6 protein-coding genes and 2 pseudogenes are annotated in these 15,802 nt (G+C 68.6%); 5 read left to right on the top strand and 3 right to left on the bottom strand.

What is annotated here, in order from left to right:
* The first annotated feature begins 165 nt into the window (after positions 1 to 165).
* The 5 genes and pseudogenes from AB0D57_RS26160 to AB0D57_RS26140 all read left to right on the top strand — a co-directional run.
* A complete protein-coding gene (locus tag AB0D57_RS26160) occupies positions 166 to 1,119 on the top strand; it encodes a hypothetical protein (RefSeq protein ID WP_362077649.1) in 954 nt (317 codons plus the stop codon).
* Between the two features lie 241 nt (positions 1,120 to 1,360).
* On the top strand, positions 1,361 to 2,329 hold the full coding sequence (locus AB0D57_RS26155) for a sugar phosphate isomerase/epimerase (protein WP_362077646.1): 969 nt from the start codon (positions 1,361 to 1,363) through the stop codon (positions 2,327 to 2,329).
* Positions 2,330 to 2,414: 85 nt separating this feature from the next.
* Entirely contained in the window at positions 2,415 to 5,714 is a 3,300-nt protein-coding gene (locus AB0D57_RS26150) for a PQQ-dependent sugar dehydrogenase (RefSeq protein WP_362077643.1), read from the top strand.
* 277 nt (positions 5,715 to 5,991) lie between these two features.
* The gene (locus AB0D57_RS26145) at positions 5,992 to 7,200 is read left to right on the top strand and encodes an ROK family transcriptional regulator (protein ID WP_362077640.1); all 1,209 of its coding nucleotides are present in this window, start codon (positions 5,992 to 5,994) and stop codon (positions 7,198 to 7,200) included.
* 504 nt (positions 7,201 to 7,704) lie between these two features.
* A pseudogene (locus tag AB0D57_RS26140) lies at positions 7,705 to 8,094 on the top strand (hypothetical protein); the annotation flags it as partial.
* 50 nt (positions 8,095 to 8,144) lie between these two features.
* On the opposite strand, the pseudogene AB0D57_RS26135 reads toward AB0D57_RS26140, so the two are convergent.
* From AB0D57_RS26135 to AB0D57_RS26125, 3 genes and pseudogenes are all read right to left on the bottom strand, one after another.
* Positions 8,145 to 8,315: pseudogene (locus AB0D57_RS26135) on the bottom strand (IS701 family transposase); the annotation flags it as partial.
* A gap of 176 nt (positions 8,316 to 8,491) precedes the next feature.
* On the bottom strand, positions 8,492 to 8,947 hold the full coding sequence (locus tag AB0D57_RS26130; RefSeq protein WP_362077637.1) for a hypothetical protein: 456 nt from the start codon (positions 8,945 to 8,947) through the stop codon (positions 8,492 to 8,494).
* Between the two features lie 2 nt (positions 8,948 to 8,949).
* Positions 8,950 to 15,720, bottom strand: a complete 6,771-nt coding sequence (locus AB0D57_RS26125) for a polymorphic toxin-type HINT domain-containing protein (protein ID WP_362077634.1) — start codon at positions 15,718 to 15,720, stop codon at positions 8,950 to 8,952.
* Between the last annotated feature and the right edge of the window lie 82 nt (positions 15,721 to 15,802).

Below are 15,802 nucleotides of genomic sequence, written 5' to 3'. Positions count from 1 at the left end.
TTTCCACGTCTCTCCCCCCATGGCCGGGCCACCGCCCGTCACGAGGCACCGCGCGATCGCTGTCACAGCGGTCGTCGCTCACGCACCGTTTCAGCACCCCGTCGAAGTACGGGGAAACCGGCCGGGTCACCGACTCTGCCGTGACCGCAGCGGAAGGGAAGCGACATGAAGATTCTTACGTTCATCGCCACGGCCTCACTGGTGGCATCCGGGAGCCTGGTGGCTTTCTCCGGCTCCGCCCAGGCCGCGCTCTACACCACCTGTGTCGGTGACGGCGGGGCCGTGACCGTCAGCAACGACCTGGTCGTACCGGCCGGGAAGTCCTGCACCCTCACCGGCACGAGAGTCAAGGGCACAGTGACGGTCGAGGCCGGAGCCGACCTCGTGGCAACGGGCGCCACCTTCAACAGCGCGGTCACCGTCGAAGAGAACGCCTATCTCGACCTCACCGACACCACCGTCAAGGGCGCGCTGACCACCCATTCCGCTTTCGGCGCGCACCTGGAGAAGAGCAACCTCAAGGGGGTCGATGCCACCGAGGGATTCGTCTACGCGGTCGACTCGACGCTCGGCGGGAACGTCAGCACCGAGGCCGGCGAGCTGTATGTCTCCGGCAGCACCCTCAACGGCTCGCTGACGGGTGACGGCAACCAGTACAGCGACGTGTACGACACCACCGTCAAGGGCGCGCTCACCGTCAACGGGAACACCCTCGGCGGCGTGTTCTGCGCCAGCGAGGTATACGGCGCGGCGAAGTACTCGGGCAACGCCGACAACCTCCAGCTCGGCGGCGAGGGCCTGCTCGGATCCTGCGCCGGCGCCTCGTACTTCGGCGGCAACCTGGCGGTCACCGACAACACCGCGAAGGCCGTACTCGACAACGCGATCGTGCGCGGCGGGCTCACCGCGACCGGCAACGACCCCGTCCTGGTCGTGGGCGAGTTGGCGCGCATCCGTGGCGCCGTCACCGGAGAGACCGCCGCCGCCGGCGCGTCCTCCTCCCGCTCGGCCAAGGAGGCGGCGCCGCAGGACCGTGGTGCCGACCTCGCCGAGAAGGCCGCCGCCCGCGCCGCGGCGGCACGGGCAGACGCCCACGAGGCGGGCAAGTCCCGCCTCTGACGCCGAGCGGCGCAGCCAGCGACACGCGCGGCGACACCGGCGAGTGACGGCGTCCGACCCCGTCGCCGTACCTCCGCACCGCGCGGCGGTTCCCTTCCCGTCGCCGACCGACCACCCACCCGCGCTCGTTCCGTCGTGTTCCGGAGTCCGTGGATCCGCCGTCGCGGCGCGCACCGCCGAGCAGCAGCCCGGCCGCGCGCCCCGATCCGCACCTTCTTCTCCTCATTTCCCAGGAGTGACCGTGAGTCATATTCACAAGTCCTTCGACCGCAGAGACTTCCTGCGCGCCACCGCCGGCACCACCGTGGCCATCGCCGCCGCCTCCGTCACCGGGGCCGCCGCAACCTCCGCCGCCGCCGCGCCGAGCAGTCTGTCCATCCCCAAGGACCGCATCGGCATCCAGCTCTACAGCATCCGCGACAAGGTCAGTGCGCTCGGCTTCGCTGTCGTCCTCCCCGAACTGGCCCGGATCGGCTACAAGGAGATCGAGTTCGCCGGATACACCCAGTCCACGTCCATCCTGGGCCGGCAGATCACTCTCCCGGAGATCCGCAAGGTGCTCGACGACCACGGACTGCGCGCCGTCGGCAGCCACGTCGGCATCGGTAATCTGCGCACCAACCTCCAGGCCGAGCTGGACGCCGCGCAGATCCTCGGGATGCCGCACGTGGGCACCGCCAACGCGCCCTCGAACGTCAACACCGTCGCGGGGTACCGCGCCGCCGCCGACGAGTTCAACGTCTGGGGGGCCGCGGCGACCGCGCGTGGCCTGAAGCTCTACCAGCACAACCACGCGGGCGAGTTCGCGTTCGCCACCGACCAGCCGTCGGTCCGGCTGTACGACGTGTTCCTCAAGAACACCGACCCGCGCCATGTCTATCTGGAGCTGGACGTCTACTGGGCGTACGTGGGCCAGTACCGCTGGCCCGGATTCGACCCCGCCGCGTACGTGCGCAACCAGCCCTACCGCTATCCGCTGTTCCACATGAAGGACGGCGACGCCAACGCGGCGAACGCCAACGGCTTCGACATAGTCGAGTTCGGTGCCGGTGACCTTCCGTACGAGAGGTTCGTCCGCGACATCGGGCCGCGCGCCTCGCACGTCGGCATCTGGGAGCAGGACACCGCGCCCAACGCCCAGCCCAATCCGCCGGGTTCGCTCGGCGCGGCGCAGCGCAGCTTCACGGCGCTCAAGGGACTCCTCGACTGAAAGAGCCCCAGAACAAGAGAGGCACCTCCGCGCGGGGGCGCCTCCGTGTCCGCTCCTTACCGCCAGCGATCGAGGAGACATCACCGTGCACCGCACCTTGAGACGCCTGATCACGGGGGTCCTGCTCGTGGCACTGCCCGCGCTGGGCGGTGTGGCCCTCGCGCCCGCCGCCCAGGCGCACCCGGGCCATGAACACGCCCTGGACTGGTCGAACTACGAGAAAGTCACTCTGACGAAGGACACCGGCGAGCCGATCGACCTCGCCGTACTGCCCGACAACCGCGTCCTGCACACCGCCCGCAACGGCGACGTACGGCTCACCGACCCCGGCACCGGTGTCACGAAGGTCGTCAACCACGTCGACGTGTACCAGAACTCCGAGATGGGGTTGCAGACCGTCACGCTCGACCCGGACTTCGCCACCAACAAGTGGGTCTACCTGTACTACTCGCCGCCGCTGAACACCCCGGCCGGCTCCGCCCCGCTCCAACTGCCCGCCGGGCAGAACGACTCGTACTGGAAGCAGTGGGAGGGGTACGACACCCTGACCCGCTTCAAGTGGACCGGCGACAAGCTCGACCTCTCCACCGCGCAGGAGATCATCCGGGTCGACACCAACCGCGGCCAGTGCTGCCACGTCGCCGGTGACGTGGACTTCGATGGGAAGGGGAACCTTTACCTCGCGACCGGCGGCAACACCCCGGCGTCGGGTCCGAACGTCAACGGCTACACGCCGATCAACGACGCGGCCGGCTACAACCCGGGGCTCGACGAGCGCCGCGGCTCGGGCAACACCAACGACCTGCGGGGCAAGATCCTGCGGATCGACGTCCAGGAGGACGGCAGTTACACCATCCCGGAGGGGAACCTCTTCGAGCCAGGCACGGCCAAGACCCGTCCCGAGATCTTCGTGATGGGCCTGCGCAATCCCTTCCGGCTGGCGGTGGACCGCGAGACCGACGCCGTGATGTGGGGCGACTACGGCCCCGACGCCGGCACCGCCGACCCGAACCGCGGGCCGATGGGATACGTCGAGTGGCAGACCACGACCAAGGCCATGAACAGTGGCTGGCCGTACTGCACGGGTGACAACAGCAAGCCCTACCGGGACTTCGACTTCGCCACCCTCACGCCCGGCCCCGCCTTCGACTGCGCGGCGCCGGTCAACGACTCCCGCTGGAACACCGGCCTGACCGAGCTGCCCGCGTCGGTGCCGGCCACGCTCTGGTACGGCGACCGGGACACCGACCAGCCGTGGCCCGAGCTGACCGCCTTCCGCGGTCCCGGCGGTCCCGGCGGTCAGGCCCCGATGGGCGGTCCGGTGTACCACTACGACGCGGACAACCCCTCACCGGGCAAGTTCCCCGAGTACTGGGACGGCAAGGCGTTCTTCGCGGAATTCTCCCAGGATTACGTCGCCGCGTTCACGCTCGACGGGCCCGACGGTCCCGTGAGCAAGCTGGAGAACCTCCTGCCCAACAGCGAGCGTTCGCAAAACGGCATCCCGCAGTGGGACAACCCGATGGACCTGGAGTTCGGCCCGGACGGCGCGCTCTACGTCCTCGACTACGGCGATGGCTTCTTCCGGCAGAATCCCGACGCGGGTCTCTACCGGATCGACTACGCCGAGGGCAACAAGGCACCCACCGCCGTGATCAAGGCCGACAAGACGTCCGGCCAGGCCCCGCTGGAGGTCTCGTTCAGCGCCACCGGCTCCAGTGACCCGGAGAACGGCGGCCTCACCTACCAGTGGGACCTCGACGGCGACGGCACCTTCGACGCCACCGGGCCCACGGCCAGCCGTACGTATCCGGAGAATGGGCAGTTCCAGGCCCGACTGAAGGTCTCCGACCCCCAGGGCAAGTTCGGCCTGTCGAGCCGTCAGATCACCGTGGGCAACACCGCGCCGACGGTACGGATCACCTCACCGCCCGACGGCGGGTTCTTCAACTGGGGCGACGCGGTGCCGTACGGAATAGCTGTCGAGGACCCGGAGGACGGCACCACGCCGGACTGCGCCAAGGCCGCCTGGACCTTCGGTCTCGGGCACAACCAGCACGGGCACCCGGTCAACAGCGGCACCGGCTGCACGGGCGGCGTCGCGACCCCGACCGACGCGGGGCACGGTGACACCGAGAACGTCTTCGGCGTCCTTGGGATCACCTACACCGACAAGGGCGCGGGCGGCGTTCCGCCGGCGACCGGTGACGCCCAGGTGGTGCTCAACCCCGCCGTCATGCAAGCCGAGCACTACGACTCGGCGGAGGGCGTCACGATCACGGACGACACCACGGCGTCCGGACAGCGCAAGCTGACCTCCTTCGACGCGGGTGACTGGATCGCGTACGACCCGGTGTCGTTCGCCGGAATAACCGGGGTGAAGACCCGTGCCAGTGGCGCCGGCACCCTGGCGCTGCGCTGGGGCGCGGCCGACGCCGAGCCGTTCGCCACGGTGTCGATTCCTGCCGAAGAGGGCTGGCAGTCCGTCACTACCGCGCTTCCGAACGCCCCTTCGGGGAGCGGTGAGGTCTTCGTCACCAGCTCCGGTGGTGTCGAACTGGACTCGCTGACCTTCCAGGGCGCGGGCGTCGCCGACAAGACCGCGCCCAAGGTCACCGCCACGCTCACCCCGCCCCGACCCAACGGCGACGACGGCTGGTACACCAGCAACGTGTCGCTCGCGGTCTCGGCGACCGACAACGGGACGGTCGCCAGCCGTCAGTACTCGGTCGACGGCGGGACGACGTGGCAGTCGGCCAACGCGACCGTCACTCTGTCCAATGAGGGTGCCACGACCGTCCGTTACCGGGCGACCGACAACGGCGGCAACGTCTCCGAGGTCGGTTCGCTCACCGTACGGATCGACCGCACCGGTCCCACGGTGGCGGTGAACGGTCTCGACGCCGACGGCGTCTACGGGAACTCCAAGCGCCCGACGCCGGTCTTCTCGGCACAGGACGCGGTGTCCGGCGGGGCCACCGCGACGGCCACGCTGGACGGCAAGTCCGTCACCTCCGGCCAGGCGCTGGAGCTGTGGCGGCTGCCGCTCGGGAACCATGACCTCACGGTCAAGGCCCGGGACAAGGCCGGCAACACCACCACGAAGACGGTGGCGTTCACGACCCGTACCTCCTACGCGGACATCCGCGCGCTGATCACCCAGCTGCGGGCCGACGGCCTGATCACGGCGCAGGGACAGCAGCGGCTGACCGTACGGCTCGCCCAGGCCGAGGCGCACGCCGACGCCGGCCGCACCAGTCAGGCCGCGGCCGTGCTGGAATCGTTCGCCGGCTACACGTCCGACACCGCCCTGGTGCCGGACAGCGCGGCGGGCGCGGCCCTGGCACGGAGCGCGCGGGCGCTGAAGACAGGCGCCACCGGCTGACACCGGGACGGACGGAGCTGCCCCGCTGTCATCGGCGGGGCAGTTCTGTCCCCGGACTCCGTGACGGGGGCCTGTTTCCGGGCGGTGAGGTCCCCGCCGAGGGAGTTCCGTCAACGATGCGGCAACTTTCGGCGTTCTGTGAAAAAGTTGCCGGAAGTCGCCCGCACCCCTGCGGCCCCGCGAGCACGAGCCCTGCCGGGCGATACGGTGCCCGGCCCCGTACCGCCCCCGCGACAACCCCGAAAGCTGTCCAAGGGCGTCCAGAGGAAGTGAGTCCGTGAACATCCAGTACCGCGTGTTGAGTCTGCTGCGTGACAACGGCCCGCTGTCCCGCGCCCAACTCGCGGACCGGCTGGAGGTTCCGCGCCCGCGGCTGCTCGGCGAACTCGACCGCATGCTCGCCGCCGGGCGGGTCCGTGAGGCGGGCCCCGCCGCGTCGCGCGGCGGGCGGCGCTCCACCCTCGTCCAGCTCGACCCTGGTGTGCGGTTCGCCGCCGTCGATCTGGGCGCCAGCTCCATCGACATCGAGATCACCGACGGCGCGCTCGCGCCGGTGGCCTCCTGCTCCGAGCCCGCAGACATCCGCTCCGGACCGGTCGCCGTACTCGGGCGCGTCAGTGAACTCCTGCGCGAGATGGCCGACCAGGGGCACTACACGCGGCTCGACGCAATCGGCATCGGTCTGCCGGGTCCGGTCAGCTTCCGCGAGGGCGTACCCGTCTCGCCGCCGATCATGGTGGGCTGGAACCGCTTTCCGGTACGCGACACCCTCGCCCGCGCGCACGGCTGCCCCGTCGTGGTCGACAACGACGTCAACGTGATGGCCCTCGGGGAGCAGCACAGCGGGGTCGCTCGGACCGTCGACCATCTACTCTTCGTGAAGATCGGCAGCGGAATCGGCTCCGGCATGCAGCACCACGGCCGTATCTACCGGGGCGCGGAGGGGTGCGCCGGCGACATCGGGCACGTCCAGGTCGAGGCCGAGGCGGACGGTCCTGTCTGCTCCTGCGGGAACACCGGCTGTCTGGAGGCGTACTTCGGCGGGGTGGCGCTGTCCAGGGACGCCACGGAGGCCGCGAGGTCCGGCCAGTCGCCCGCCCTTGCCGAACGGCTCGCCGAGCGGGGGGTTTTGACCGCCCTGGATGTCGCGGAGTGCGCTGGCGGCGGCGACAGCACGAGCGTCAACCTGGTCCGGGCCGGCGGCCACCGGGTCGGCCAGGTCCTCGCCACGCTGGTCAGCTTCATGAACCCGTCGATGATCGTGATCGGCGGCGGTCTGTCCGGGCTCGGCTATCCCCTGCTCGCCGAGATCCGCAGCGTCGTGTACAAACGCTCGCTTCCCCTCGCCACCGGCAATCTGCCGATCGTCATGTCCGAACTCGGCCCCCGCGCGGGGGTCGTGGGCGCCGCTCTCCTGGCGAGCGAACTCGCGTACGGTGAGGCGTCGGTGGCTGGGGACGTCGGGAGAGGAGAGGCCACCGGATAGAGCACTCTCCAACACTGCGGCCCAGAATCTCGCATCCACCGTGGGTACCGCACCGGCCGGGGCTCTCATGGTGACTCTCCTCGGATCCGGCGTCATCCAGGCAATCCAACGGTCGGACGTCATCCCAGATCCACCGCAGGACAGGCCGTAGGTGGTGGAGGCCAGGGCGCCCGTGCCGTCCGGCTTCGTGACCTTGCCCGAGGTCAGGGAATCGGCCCTACAATCATGGCCGCATCAGGGCTGTCCGAGAAACGACAAGCGAACCTGACGGTTGGGATTATCCCTGTTCGTATCCACCAAACTCCGTTAAGACAACCCAGGCTACCCGGTTCCGCCACACACCCGGCCGATTGCTGCGGCCGCCCCTCTCAGGGTGGTCACAGCCGGGAAGCGTTGTCCTGCAACCCTCGCACTCACGGAGTGTGGACCCCGGATCCGCCTGAAGCAGGCGACCTGAGCGGGCCCGATTCACCATCGGCCACACCCAACGCGATCAAACTCGGCAAGCATCAGTGCGGGCTGGCCGACTACGAGGTGCGCCACTGGCACGGCTGGTACCGGCACATCACCCTGTCGATGCTGGCCGCCGCATTCCTGGCGGTACAGGCCGCCACAGACGACGCCGACGCCCCCGCACCGCTCTGGGAAGCCCTCAGCGGTGACGAGCCTGATGAGGAGCCCAAAGGGGGGAGCACGAGGACATCATCAGCCCCGAACCGCTCATCCCCTACACCGCGGCCGAGATCCGCAAGCTCCTTACGCTCATCCACCCGCCGCCCCCACCCGAGCACGGCCGGGCCGCCCACGGACTGTGGTGGTCACGCTGGCGACGACATCACCAGGCCGACGCCAACGAGCACCATCGCAGACGCCGGACTCGTGAACTCGCCCTGAACTACAACTGAAGGGGCCAGTACTCCAGCCGTAGTTCGTGACCTTCGTCCCTGTGCGGCTTGGCGCCGGTAGTGGCTGGCCTGGGATCGGGCCTGGTGGCAGCGTCGCCAGGTGGACCAGCCGAGCTCGTAGGTAGCGTCGTGGACGGGGCATATGACCAGGGCGATAAATAGTCGTTGGACCTCGTCGCAGGTGAGCAGCATAAGGTCGTCGACTGTGGGGCGACGGGTGTCTTCCAGAGCCCAGGTCGCCTCCGCCATGGCAGAGGCCAGCGAGCGACGCCCCAGACCCTCGCCACGCGAGACCAGGGCGAGAAGCAACCTGACGCGAGTGGGCCCTGAACGCCGAAGAGGGGCCCCACCAGGAAAACCTGGCGGGGCCCCTATGTCAGCCGGACCTACTGTCGGGTGCGGGGTTGTCGCACCAAGATGCGTGGGCCGTCCGATTCGATGTCGTCGTCTAGCTCGACGCTGAACGCGCGATCAGGGAAATCGGCTCGCAGCTTGGCTGCCCATGCTTCGAGCAGGAGCTGCGCGAGGAGCATCTCGGCCTCTTCCAGGGCTTCTGGATGCCCCGGCCACTGGGCGAACAGATACCGGACGTCGAAAGCGTTGAAACTGTCGACGAACTGACTCCAGGTCATTTCGCCGGACTCGTTCCACGCGGCAACTCGACGCTCGATCTCCTCCGCGTCCCCTGGGTTGAGGGCGAGGAAGACGGCTTCGTTCACCAGCCTGGTCTCCGGCCAGTACAGACGGCCCAGAGACAGAGCGACGTAGAGGTCTGCGGCCTCGGAGAACGAAGCACTCGCACTCCTCCTGAGCACGTCGTCCGCGGCTTCATGGATGCCCATGCCTAATACCCCAGAGGAAGGTTGTCGCCAGTGGCGGACTCTCCGTACCCGCCACCCTTGGGATAGTACAGAGGCGGATTTACACCACTGTGCGGCTTGCCGATTCCCCGGAACCGGGGGCCGAGCCGCCATCCCGACGGCGCGCGCGGTTCAAGGAGCCAGGTCTGGTAGCGGATCACCCGCCCGTTCTCGTCGAATCCAAAGACCGTGTGGTCCCCCTCGGCCTTCCGGTCGGGCTGAAGGTGTTCCACGCGCTTCTTCTTGGAGGATGAGGACGAAGCCGATTCGTCCCCGGTCGGACATTCGGTGTTGTGCACGAGGACCGGAGTGTCGCCAACCAGCACATAGTACGTGTGGACTCCCTCGACGGTGAGGTTGTACGTCCGCACGTGGTCCGTGTAGTGGCGCGTGGCCTCCACCTCAACCGAGCGGCCCTCGTCGGTGCGAAGGGTCATGCCCGGCTTCAGGTCACCGGCCCTGATCCAGTCGTGCTCCGAGACGGACCAGAACGGGTGCCCGTCGGTCGCGGTGAGGTGCTCCTCGCCATTCTCCGTGGCGATCGTCAGCTCGGTGAAGCGCTTGTCTTCCTCCGTGACGACGGTCGCGGTGACTTCGCGTTCACTGCTCTCCCCCGTCTCCGAGTCTGTGGCGACGACCTTGTCACCGAGTTCGATGTCCTCGATGTTCTTGGTGCTGCCATCGGCCATGAGGACGTCGGTGCCTGCGAGGAAGCACTTGCAGTCCACCTTCTTCGCCTTACCCAGCGGGAGGACCTTCAGGAGCTTCAGCGCCTTGGCCGCAGGCAGGTCCGTCGCGGCCCAGCCGCAGTGGGAGTTGAGCCCGGGGTTCTTCTTGCACGCCTTCCATTCGTCGATGTCCGGCAGAACGATGGCCTTCGCCATGTCCCAGAAGCTGATCGGAGTGGGAACGGGCCCGTCGTGCCCCATGGCCGCTTCGGTGGCCTTGTCCGCGCCCGACCCGTAACCGGTGATACCGGAGGTGGAGCAGCCCGAGTATCCGCAGCGGTAGTCAGCACCGGGAGAGCCGGTGTTGGACTGGTTGCCGTTGCCGTTCTTGCTGGGCTCGTCGTAGTAGCCCTTGCTGCTAGTGGCGATGCCGGGGCCGTCGTCCTTCCACTTGCAGCCGGCCGTGGGAAAGGGGACGCACGGGCCGGAGACGGGGTAGTACTTCAGGCCGTCGGCGTCGGCGAAGGTGACGGGGCTGTTGTTGGCGTAGGCGTACCCGTTGATCTGCTGCGGATCGTTGGGGTCCATGACCGGGTCGACGGAGATGAACCGCCCGAGCGAGGCGTCGTACTCACGTGCCCCGAGATGGGTCAGACCGGTCGTCTTGGTGTCGTCGGTGCCGCCGACGTATCCCTTGTTGCCGGTCCAGGTGCCGGTCGCGGTGCCGCGGTTGCCGCCGAAGGGCAGAGTGCGGCGCTGGGACAGGCCCAGGCCGGCCGTCTTGATCTGGAGCTGGCCGGTGCCGACGTGATCGGCGACGGTGATGGTGATCGTGCCGTCGTCGGACTGGACGGCCTGGCTGCCGCTGCCGAGGTCGATGTAGCGGGTGGCCTTGGCCGTGGTGGCGCCCTTGGGCAGCACGACCTCGGTGTTGCCGACGTACAGCGTGGTCTCGTTCGGGCCGCGGGCCATCAGCCGGTTGCCGTCGGTGTCGTAGACGTAGTCGGTGATCTCGTCGGGCTTGCCCTCGACGGGCTGGGTGACCTTGGTGACGTGGCCCTCGGCGTCCCACACCAGCTTCTGGGTGGTGCCGCGGATCACGCGGTCGGTGGTGTTGCCGGTCTTGTCGTAGAGGTAGCTGGTCTTCGACGTGCCGTTCGGGCCGGACTCGTTGACCTCGGTCAGCGCGTGCGGCTGGGGGCCGCCCGCCGGCGGGTAGACGTAGGAGCGGGTGGTGTCGCCGGTGGCGTTGTGCAGGGTCTCGGTCTTGCGGTTGCCCGTCTTGTCGTGGGTGTACGAGTGCCAGTACGGCGCTACGCCGCCGACGACGCCCGACGCGGGCGTGGCGGAGCAGGCGGTGTCGCCCTCGGTCCAGGCCTCGGTCGTGCGGCGCAGGTGGTCGTAGACGAAGCACTGGGTGTCGGTACCGGCACGGGAGACGTCCGCAACCGACAGGACGTTGCCCGTCTGGTCGTAGCCGAAGGTGCTGTGCCGGTCGACGCCCGCGATGTCCTGGCGGTCCACACGGGAGGTGGCCAGGCGCTGGGTGCCCCACTCGTAGGTGTTGGTGACCCAGGTCTTCTTCGCGCCCGCCGCCGTGGAGGCGTACGCGTACTGCAGCGGCTTGCCGGTGTTGGAGTAGATCGTGTCGGCCTGGAAGCCGTCGCCGAGGACTGACACCGGACGCAGGGCGGAATCGTAGCTGTAGCTGTACGAGCCGCCGGGCAGGGCGCCCGCCGCCGAGTAGGTCACGCCCGCGACCAGACCGGAGGGCTTGTAGCTGGTGCCCGTCTGGTAGGTGCCGGCGAGGGCACCCTCACTGGCCGGGATCGTCATCGAGGTGCGCATCTGGCGGTACAGCTGGTCGTACATCGTGACCTTGCTGATGTACTGAGCGCCGTTCACATACCGGGTCGCCGAGGCCAGGTGGCCCTTCGCGCCGATGATCGTGTCGTACGTCCAGGAGGCGCGCAGCGTGCCCGTCGCGCTGGTGTCGCGCAGCTCGGTCTGACGGCCGAGCTGGTCGTAGACGCTGTACAGGATCCGGTTCTCGGAGTCCTCGGTGGTGAGGAGCCGGCCGCGGTCGTCGTAGGTGCTGAAGCTCTCGCCCTGATCGGGGTCGACAGCCCTGGTCCGGGCGCCGAGCAGGTCGTACTCGTAGAACCAGTCGTTGCCCGCCGGGTCGGTGACCTGGGAGACCTTGCCGGACGGCGTGTACGCGTACTTGGTCGCGTCGTATGTGGCGGTCGCACTGCGCGTGTGGTGCTGGCGCAGCTCGGCGAGCCGGCCGCGGGCGTCGGTCAGCGATGTGGTCGCGGTGGCGCCGGTGGGCGGGATCACCGTGGTGCGGTCGCCGTTGTAGGTGGTCGTGGTAGTGCCGAGGTCGGCACCGCCGTCACCGTTGCCCGCGATCTGCTTGGTGGTGATCTCGCGGTTCAGACCGTCGTACGTGTGCCAGGTCTGCGTCTCCACGCTCAGCGCGTCGATGGGCTTGAACAGCTCCCGGTTCGGGGCGCCGGTCGTGTAGTAGGACGCGAACTCCTTGGCCACCAAGCCGCGCTCGTCGTGGAACTTGTCGCTGATCAGCCGCCCGCCGTCCGGGCCGACGTCCTGGGTCTGGCGGGCCCGCAGCAGACCGTCGTACAGGGTGTACGAGGCGATGGTCTGGGCACCGCCGTTGTCCAGGGTGAGGGTGCGGACCGCGACCGGCTTGCCCTCGTCGATGAAGTAGTCGAAGTCGTAGGTCGGCGTCTGACCGGTCAGGCGGTCGGCCATCCAGACCTTGTCGGCGCGGCCGAGCGCGTCGTAGGTGAAGTTCTTGGTCTTGCCGTTGGTGTCCTTCTCCTGGGTGGGCAGACCACGCAGCGCGTCCATCGTGGTGGTGATCGTCTGCGTGGTCGTCGTGTCGCCCGCCTTGGCAGGCGGCGTGGTGTTGGTGACCGTCGTCGGAAAGCCGGTGTCCGGGGTGTAGGCGGTGGTGCTGGTCAGACCGTCGGTACGCGCGGTGCGCACCGGCGCGGTGCTCTCGGTGGCCGTGACGTTCGCCGTCAGGTCCGTGACCGACAGCGGGCGGCCGTAGGTGTCGAACGTGGCACCGGACTCCAGGTAGGTACCCGTGGTGCCGCTGTGCTTGGTCAGCTTGGCTGTCGCGGTCTCGTCACCCTTCGTCGGCGCCGCGCCGTAGGCACCGCCGTCGTAGGCACTGCGCACATCGGAGACCACGTGCTTGGTGCGGTCCGGCGTGGCCGCGCAGTTCACCGAGACGGTCTCCACCCGCGAGGGCAGGGTGAGGATGTTGGCGGTGGCGTTGGTGGCGTACGTGGTGCGGGTGCAGACGTCGTCGGACGTGACGGACGTGTCGCCCTTGTCGTCGACCTGGGTGGCACGGCCCGCGACGGTGTCGTACGTCGAGTCCACCAGAGTGGTGCGCCACTGGCTGCCCGCCCCGTCGTCCAGCGATGTCCAGGTCCGTGACTCGTCCGTGCCGGTGTAGTTCGCGGTGATCGTGCCCCATGAGCGCGTCTTCTTCGCGGTCTCGTGGCGCCAGGGCCGCTCGACGGTCTTCTCCAGGACACTGCCGCCGGGACCGGAGTACTTGGCGGTCTTGTAGGTGAAGCCCGCCGCCGACTCGTGGTCGGTGATGGGGTCGCCCTCACCGGTGCCGAGCGTGACGCTGACAGACTTGGTGCCGCCGTCCTTGTTCAGCCGGTCGCCGTCCATGCCGCGCAGGAACCAGCTGTCCTGCTGCGTCTTGAGGTACGCGGCGCCGCCCTGACCACCGGTCTTGACCCGGACGTGGCCGTAACCGCGCCACTGCGACCAGCTCTTGTTCTTCTCCTTGGTCAGACCGTCATCGTCGTCGTAGTGCCACGCAGCACCGTCCAGGTACTCGTAGGCGGTCACCGCGTCCGGCGCGCCGCCGGTGCGGTCGGTGGCGGTCACCGAGGTGGTGACGTACTTGTTGAACCAGTGCTGCTCCGGTGCCTGGGTGTCGGAGCCGCCCAGCATCTGCGGGAAGCAGCGGGTGCTGTTGGTCTCCGGGGTCGGCAGGGAGCCTGCGCTGCACGCCGGAGCCGAGTAGTTGACGTCGATCTGGCCGCCGTGCTCGTCGGCGACGCTCGACAGACGCGCCTTGATGAACGGCGCGTAGCCGTCACCGGTCTGGTCCAGCCGGTTGGCCAGCTGGGTGTAGGCCAGCGTCGTCTTCGGCAGGGCGATCGGCGTGGTGGCGGTGTGGCCGGTGTGCTGGATGGAGTCCAGGAGCAGCTGGTAGTCGACGTCCGCCTGGCCCCAGCGGTGGGTCAGCGCCCAGGAATCCACCTTGCTGTAGGCGCCGGCGTTGAGGACGTAGGAGGTGATGCCGGTCAGCCGCTTGCGGGTCCAGAAGGTCGGCGAGAGCCGCCCGCTGTCACAGTCGGTGGCCGCCGCGCAGTTCATGTCCCACGGGGTGTCGTACCAGTAGTAGGAGTCCGTGGAGATGGACGAGCAGGTGGTGTTGGCGTCGGGTATGCACCGCTCGGAGTTGGTGAACTCCACCTTGGCCAGAGGCTGGTCGTAGAAGGCACGCAGACCGTACTCGGCCCGCTTCAGGTAGCCGCCGCGGGTGTAGGGGGTGTCGTCGGCAGCCTTGAGGTTGCGGCCGTAGGAGTTCTCCTCCTTGCCGTAGTAGTACGTCATCCTGTTGCCGTGCGCGTCGATGACGGCATCCAGATTCCACCGCCACGTCTGCTGGCACCAGGAGTCTGCGAATGTCGTCTTGTTGCACGGCTCGCCGGAGTCGTCGCCGAACACGGGCACGGTCCACGACGAATTCGTCTCATCCTTGCCCGCGGCCCACCCGGACGGACGGTTGTAACCGAAGTAGTAGCGCGCGCCGTCGGGGGTGGTCACCCGCCAGTACTCGCCGTCGTCGTCGCCGTTGGCCAGCGTCGTGTTGCGCAGCCGCTTGACGAGCGTGCCGTCGTCCTTCTTGAGTCGGAACTCGTCGGTCGTCCCGGTCGGGACGAGCTCGCCGCCCTTGCCGTTGAAGGTGATGTAGGCGTTGTCGTAGCCCCAGCACAGGTCGCCGGGCTTGTTGATGCCGTCGGGGGCCGTCTGCCCGTCGTCGGCGCACGGCTTGTAGCGGCGCTCGATGAAGCCGGGCGACAGCTCGAAGCCGTCACCGACCCACGAGGACTGGTTGTTGGTGTTGCCGGTACGACCGTCGACCGATCCGGAGGAATACGTCAGGCCCAGGCCTGGAGCCAGGCCACCCGGCACCTCGGGCACTGGGATCTCGTACGACCAGCCGAAGTCACCGGTGTTGAGGTCGGTACTCCAGGTCGCCGACGGCGACAGCGGGCTCGCCTTGTAGTCACCGGTCTTGCCCGCGTCCCCGGCGGTCGCGGCCAGCAGGGTCGGCGAGCTGCTGCTCACCGACACCGACCGGGCGGTCAGCGTCTGTGTCTCGGTGTCGTTGTCCGTGACCACCGGGGTGGTGGTGCGGCAGGCCTTCTTCCTCGGCGCGGTCAGCGCACAAGCCGGCAGCTCCACGAGGGTGAGCCGGGAGGCGTAGCTTCCGCCGAACGCCTCGGCGAAGTCCGCGTAGTCGACAGTGGCGCCCACCGTGCCGGAGGATGCCTTGTTCTTGGCCTTCAGGGTGAACAGCACCCCGTCGACACCGGCCTTGGAGGCGGCCGTGTGGCTCACGACCTTGGCCTCGATGGTGCCGCCGGTCGCCGACTTCACCTTCTTCGCAGGGGTGTTCAGCGCGACCGGGAGCCCCTTGGCCGCCACCGGGTTACCGGCCTTGGCGGCAGGCTCCTTCAGTGTGACGAGGGTGGAACCCGCGTCGGGCCAGTCGGCCTTCGGCTCGTCCTTCGGGGTGCGGGGGCCCTTCTGGACCGTGCGCGGCTTCAGTTTCGTGCCGGCCGTGCCTGCCACCGGCTTGTCCGGTTCGGACACCTTGGGGCGTCCCTTGCCCGCTGCCTCGGCGACCGGCGTGAACGCCGTTGCCTGCAGCAGCGTGGCGACCATGACCGCCGATGTCGCCAAGGCGATTCTGCGCCCCAGGGCGGCTACGCGCCAGGAGCGCGCTCTGCCATCCATGAATAAACTCGTTTCTTCGATCAAGAGGAAATCAAGGGGTGCCCGGGACGCAGCGGCCCCGGGCACCCTGTCTGATCAGGGC

Source organism: Streptomyces sp. NPDC048275 (genome assembly GCF_040652275.1).
In the GTDB taxonomy this organism is placed as follows: Bacteria; Actinomycetota; Actinomycetes; order Streptomycetales; family Streptomycetaceae; genus Streptomyces.
Note: the sequence above shows the minus strand (reverse complement) of the source record. Positions and strands in the feature narration are given on the sequence as shown.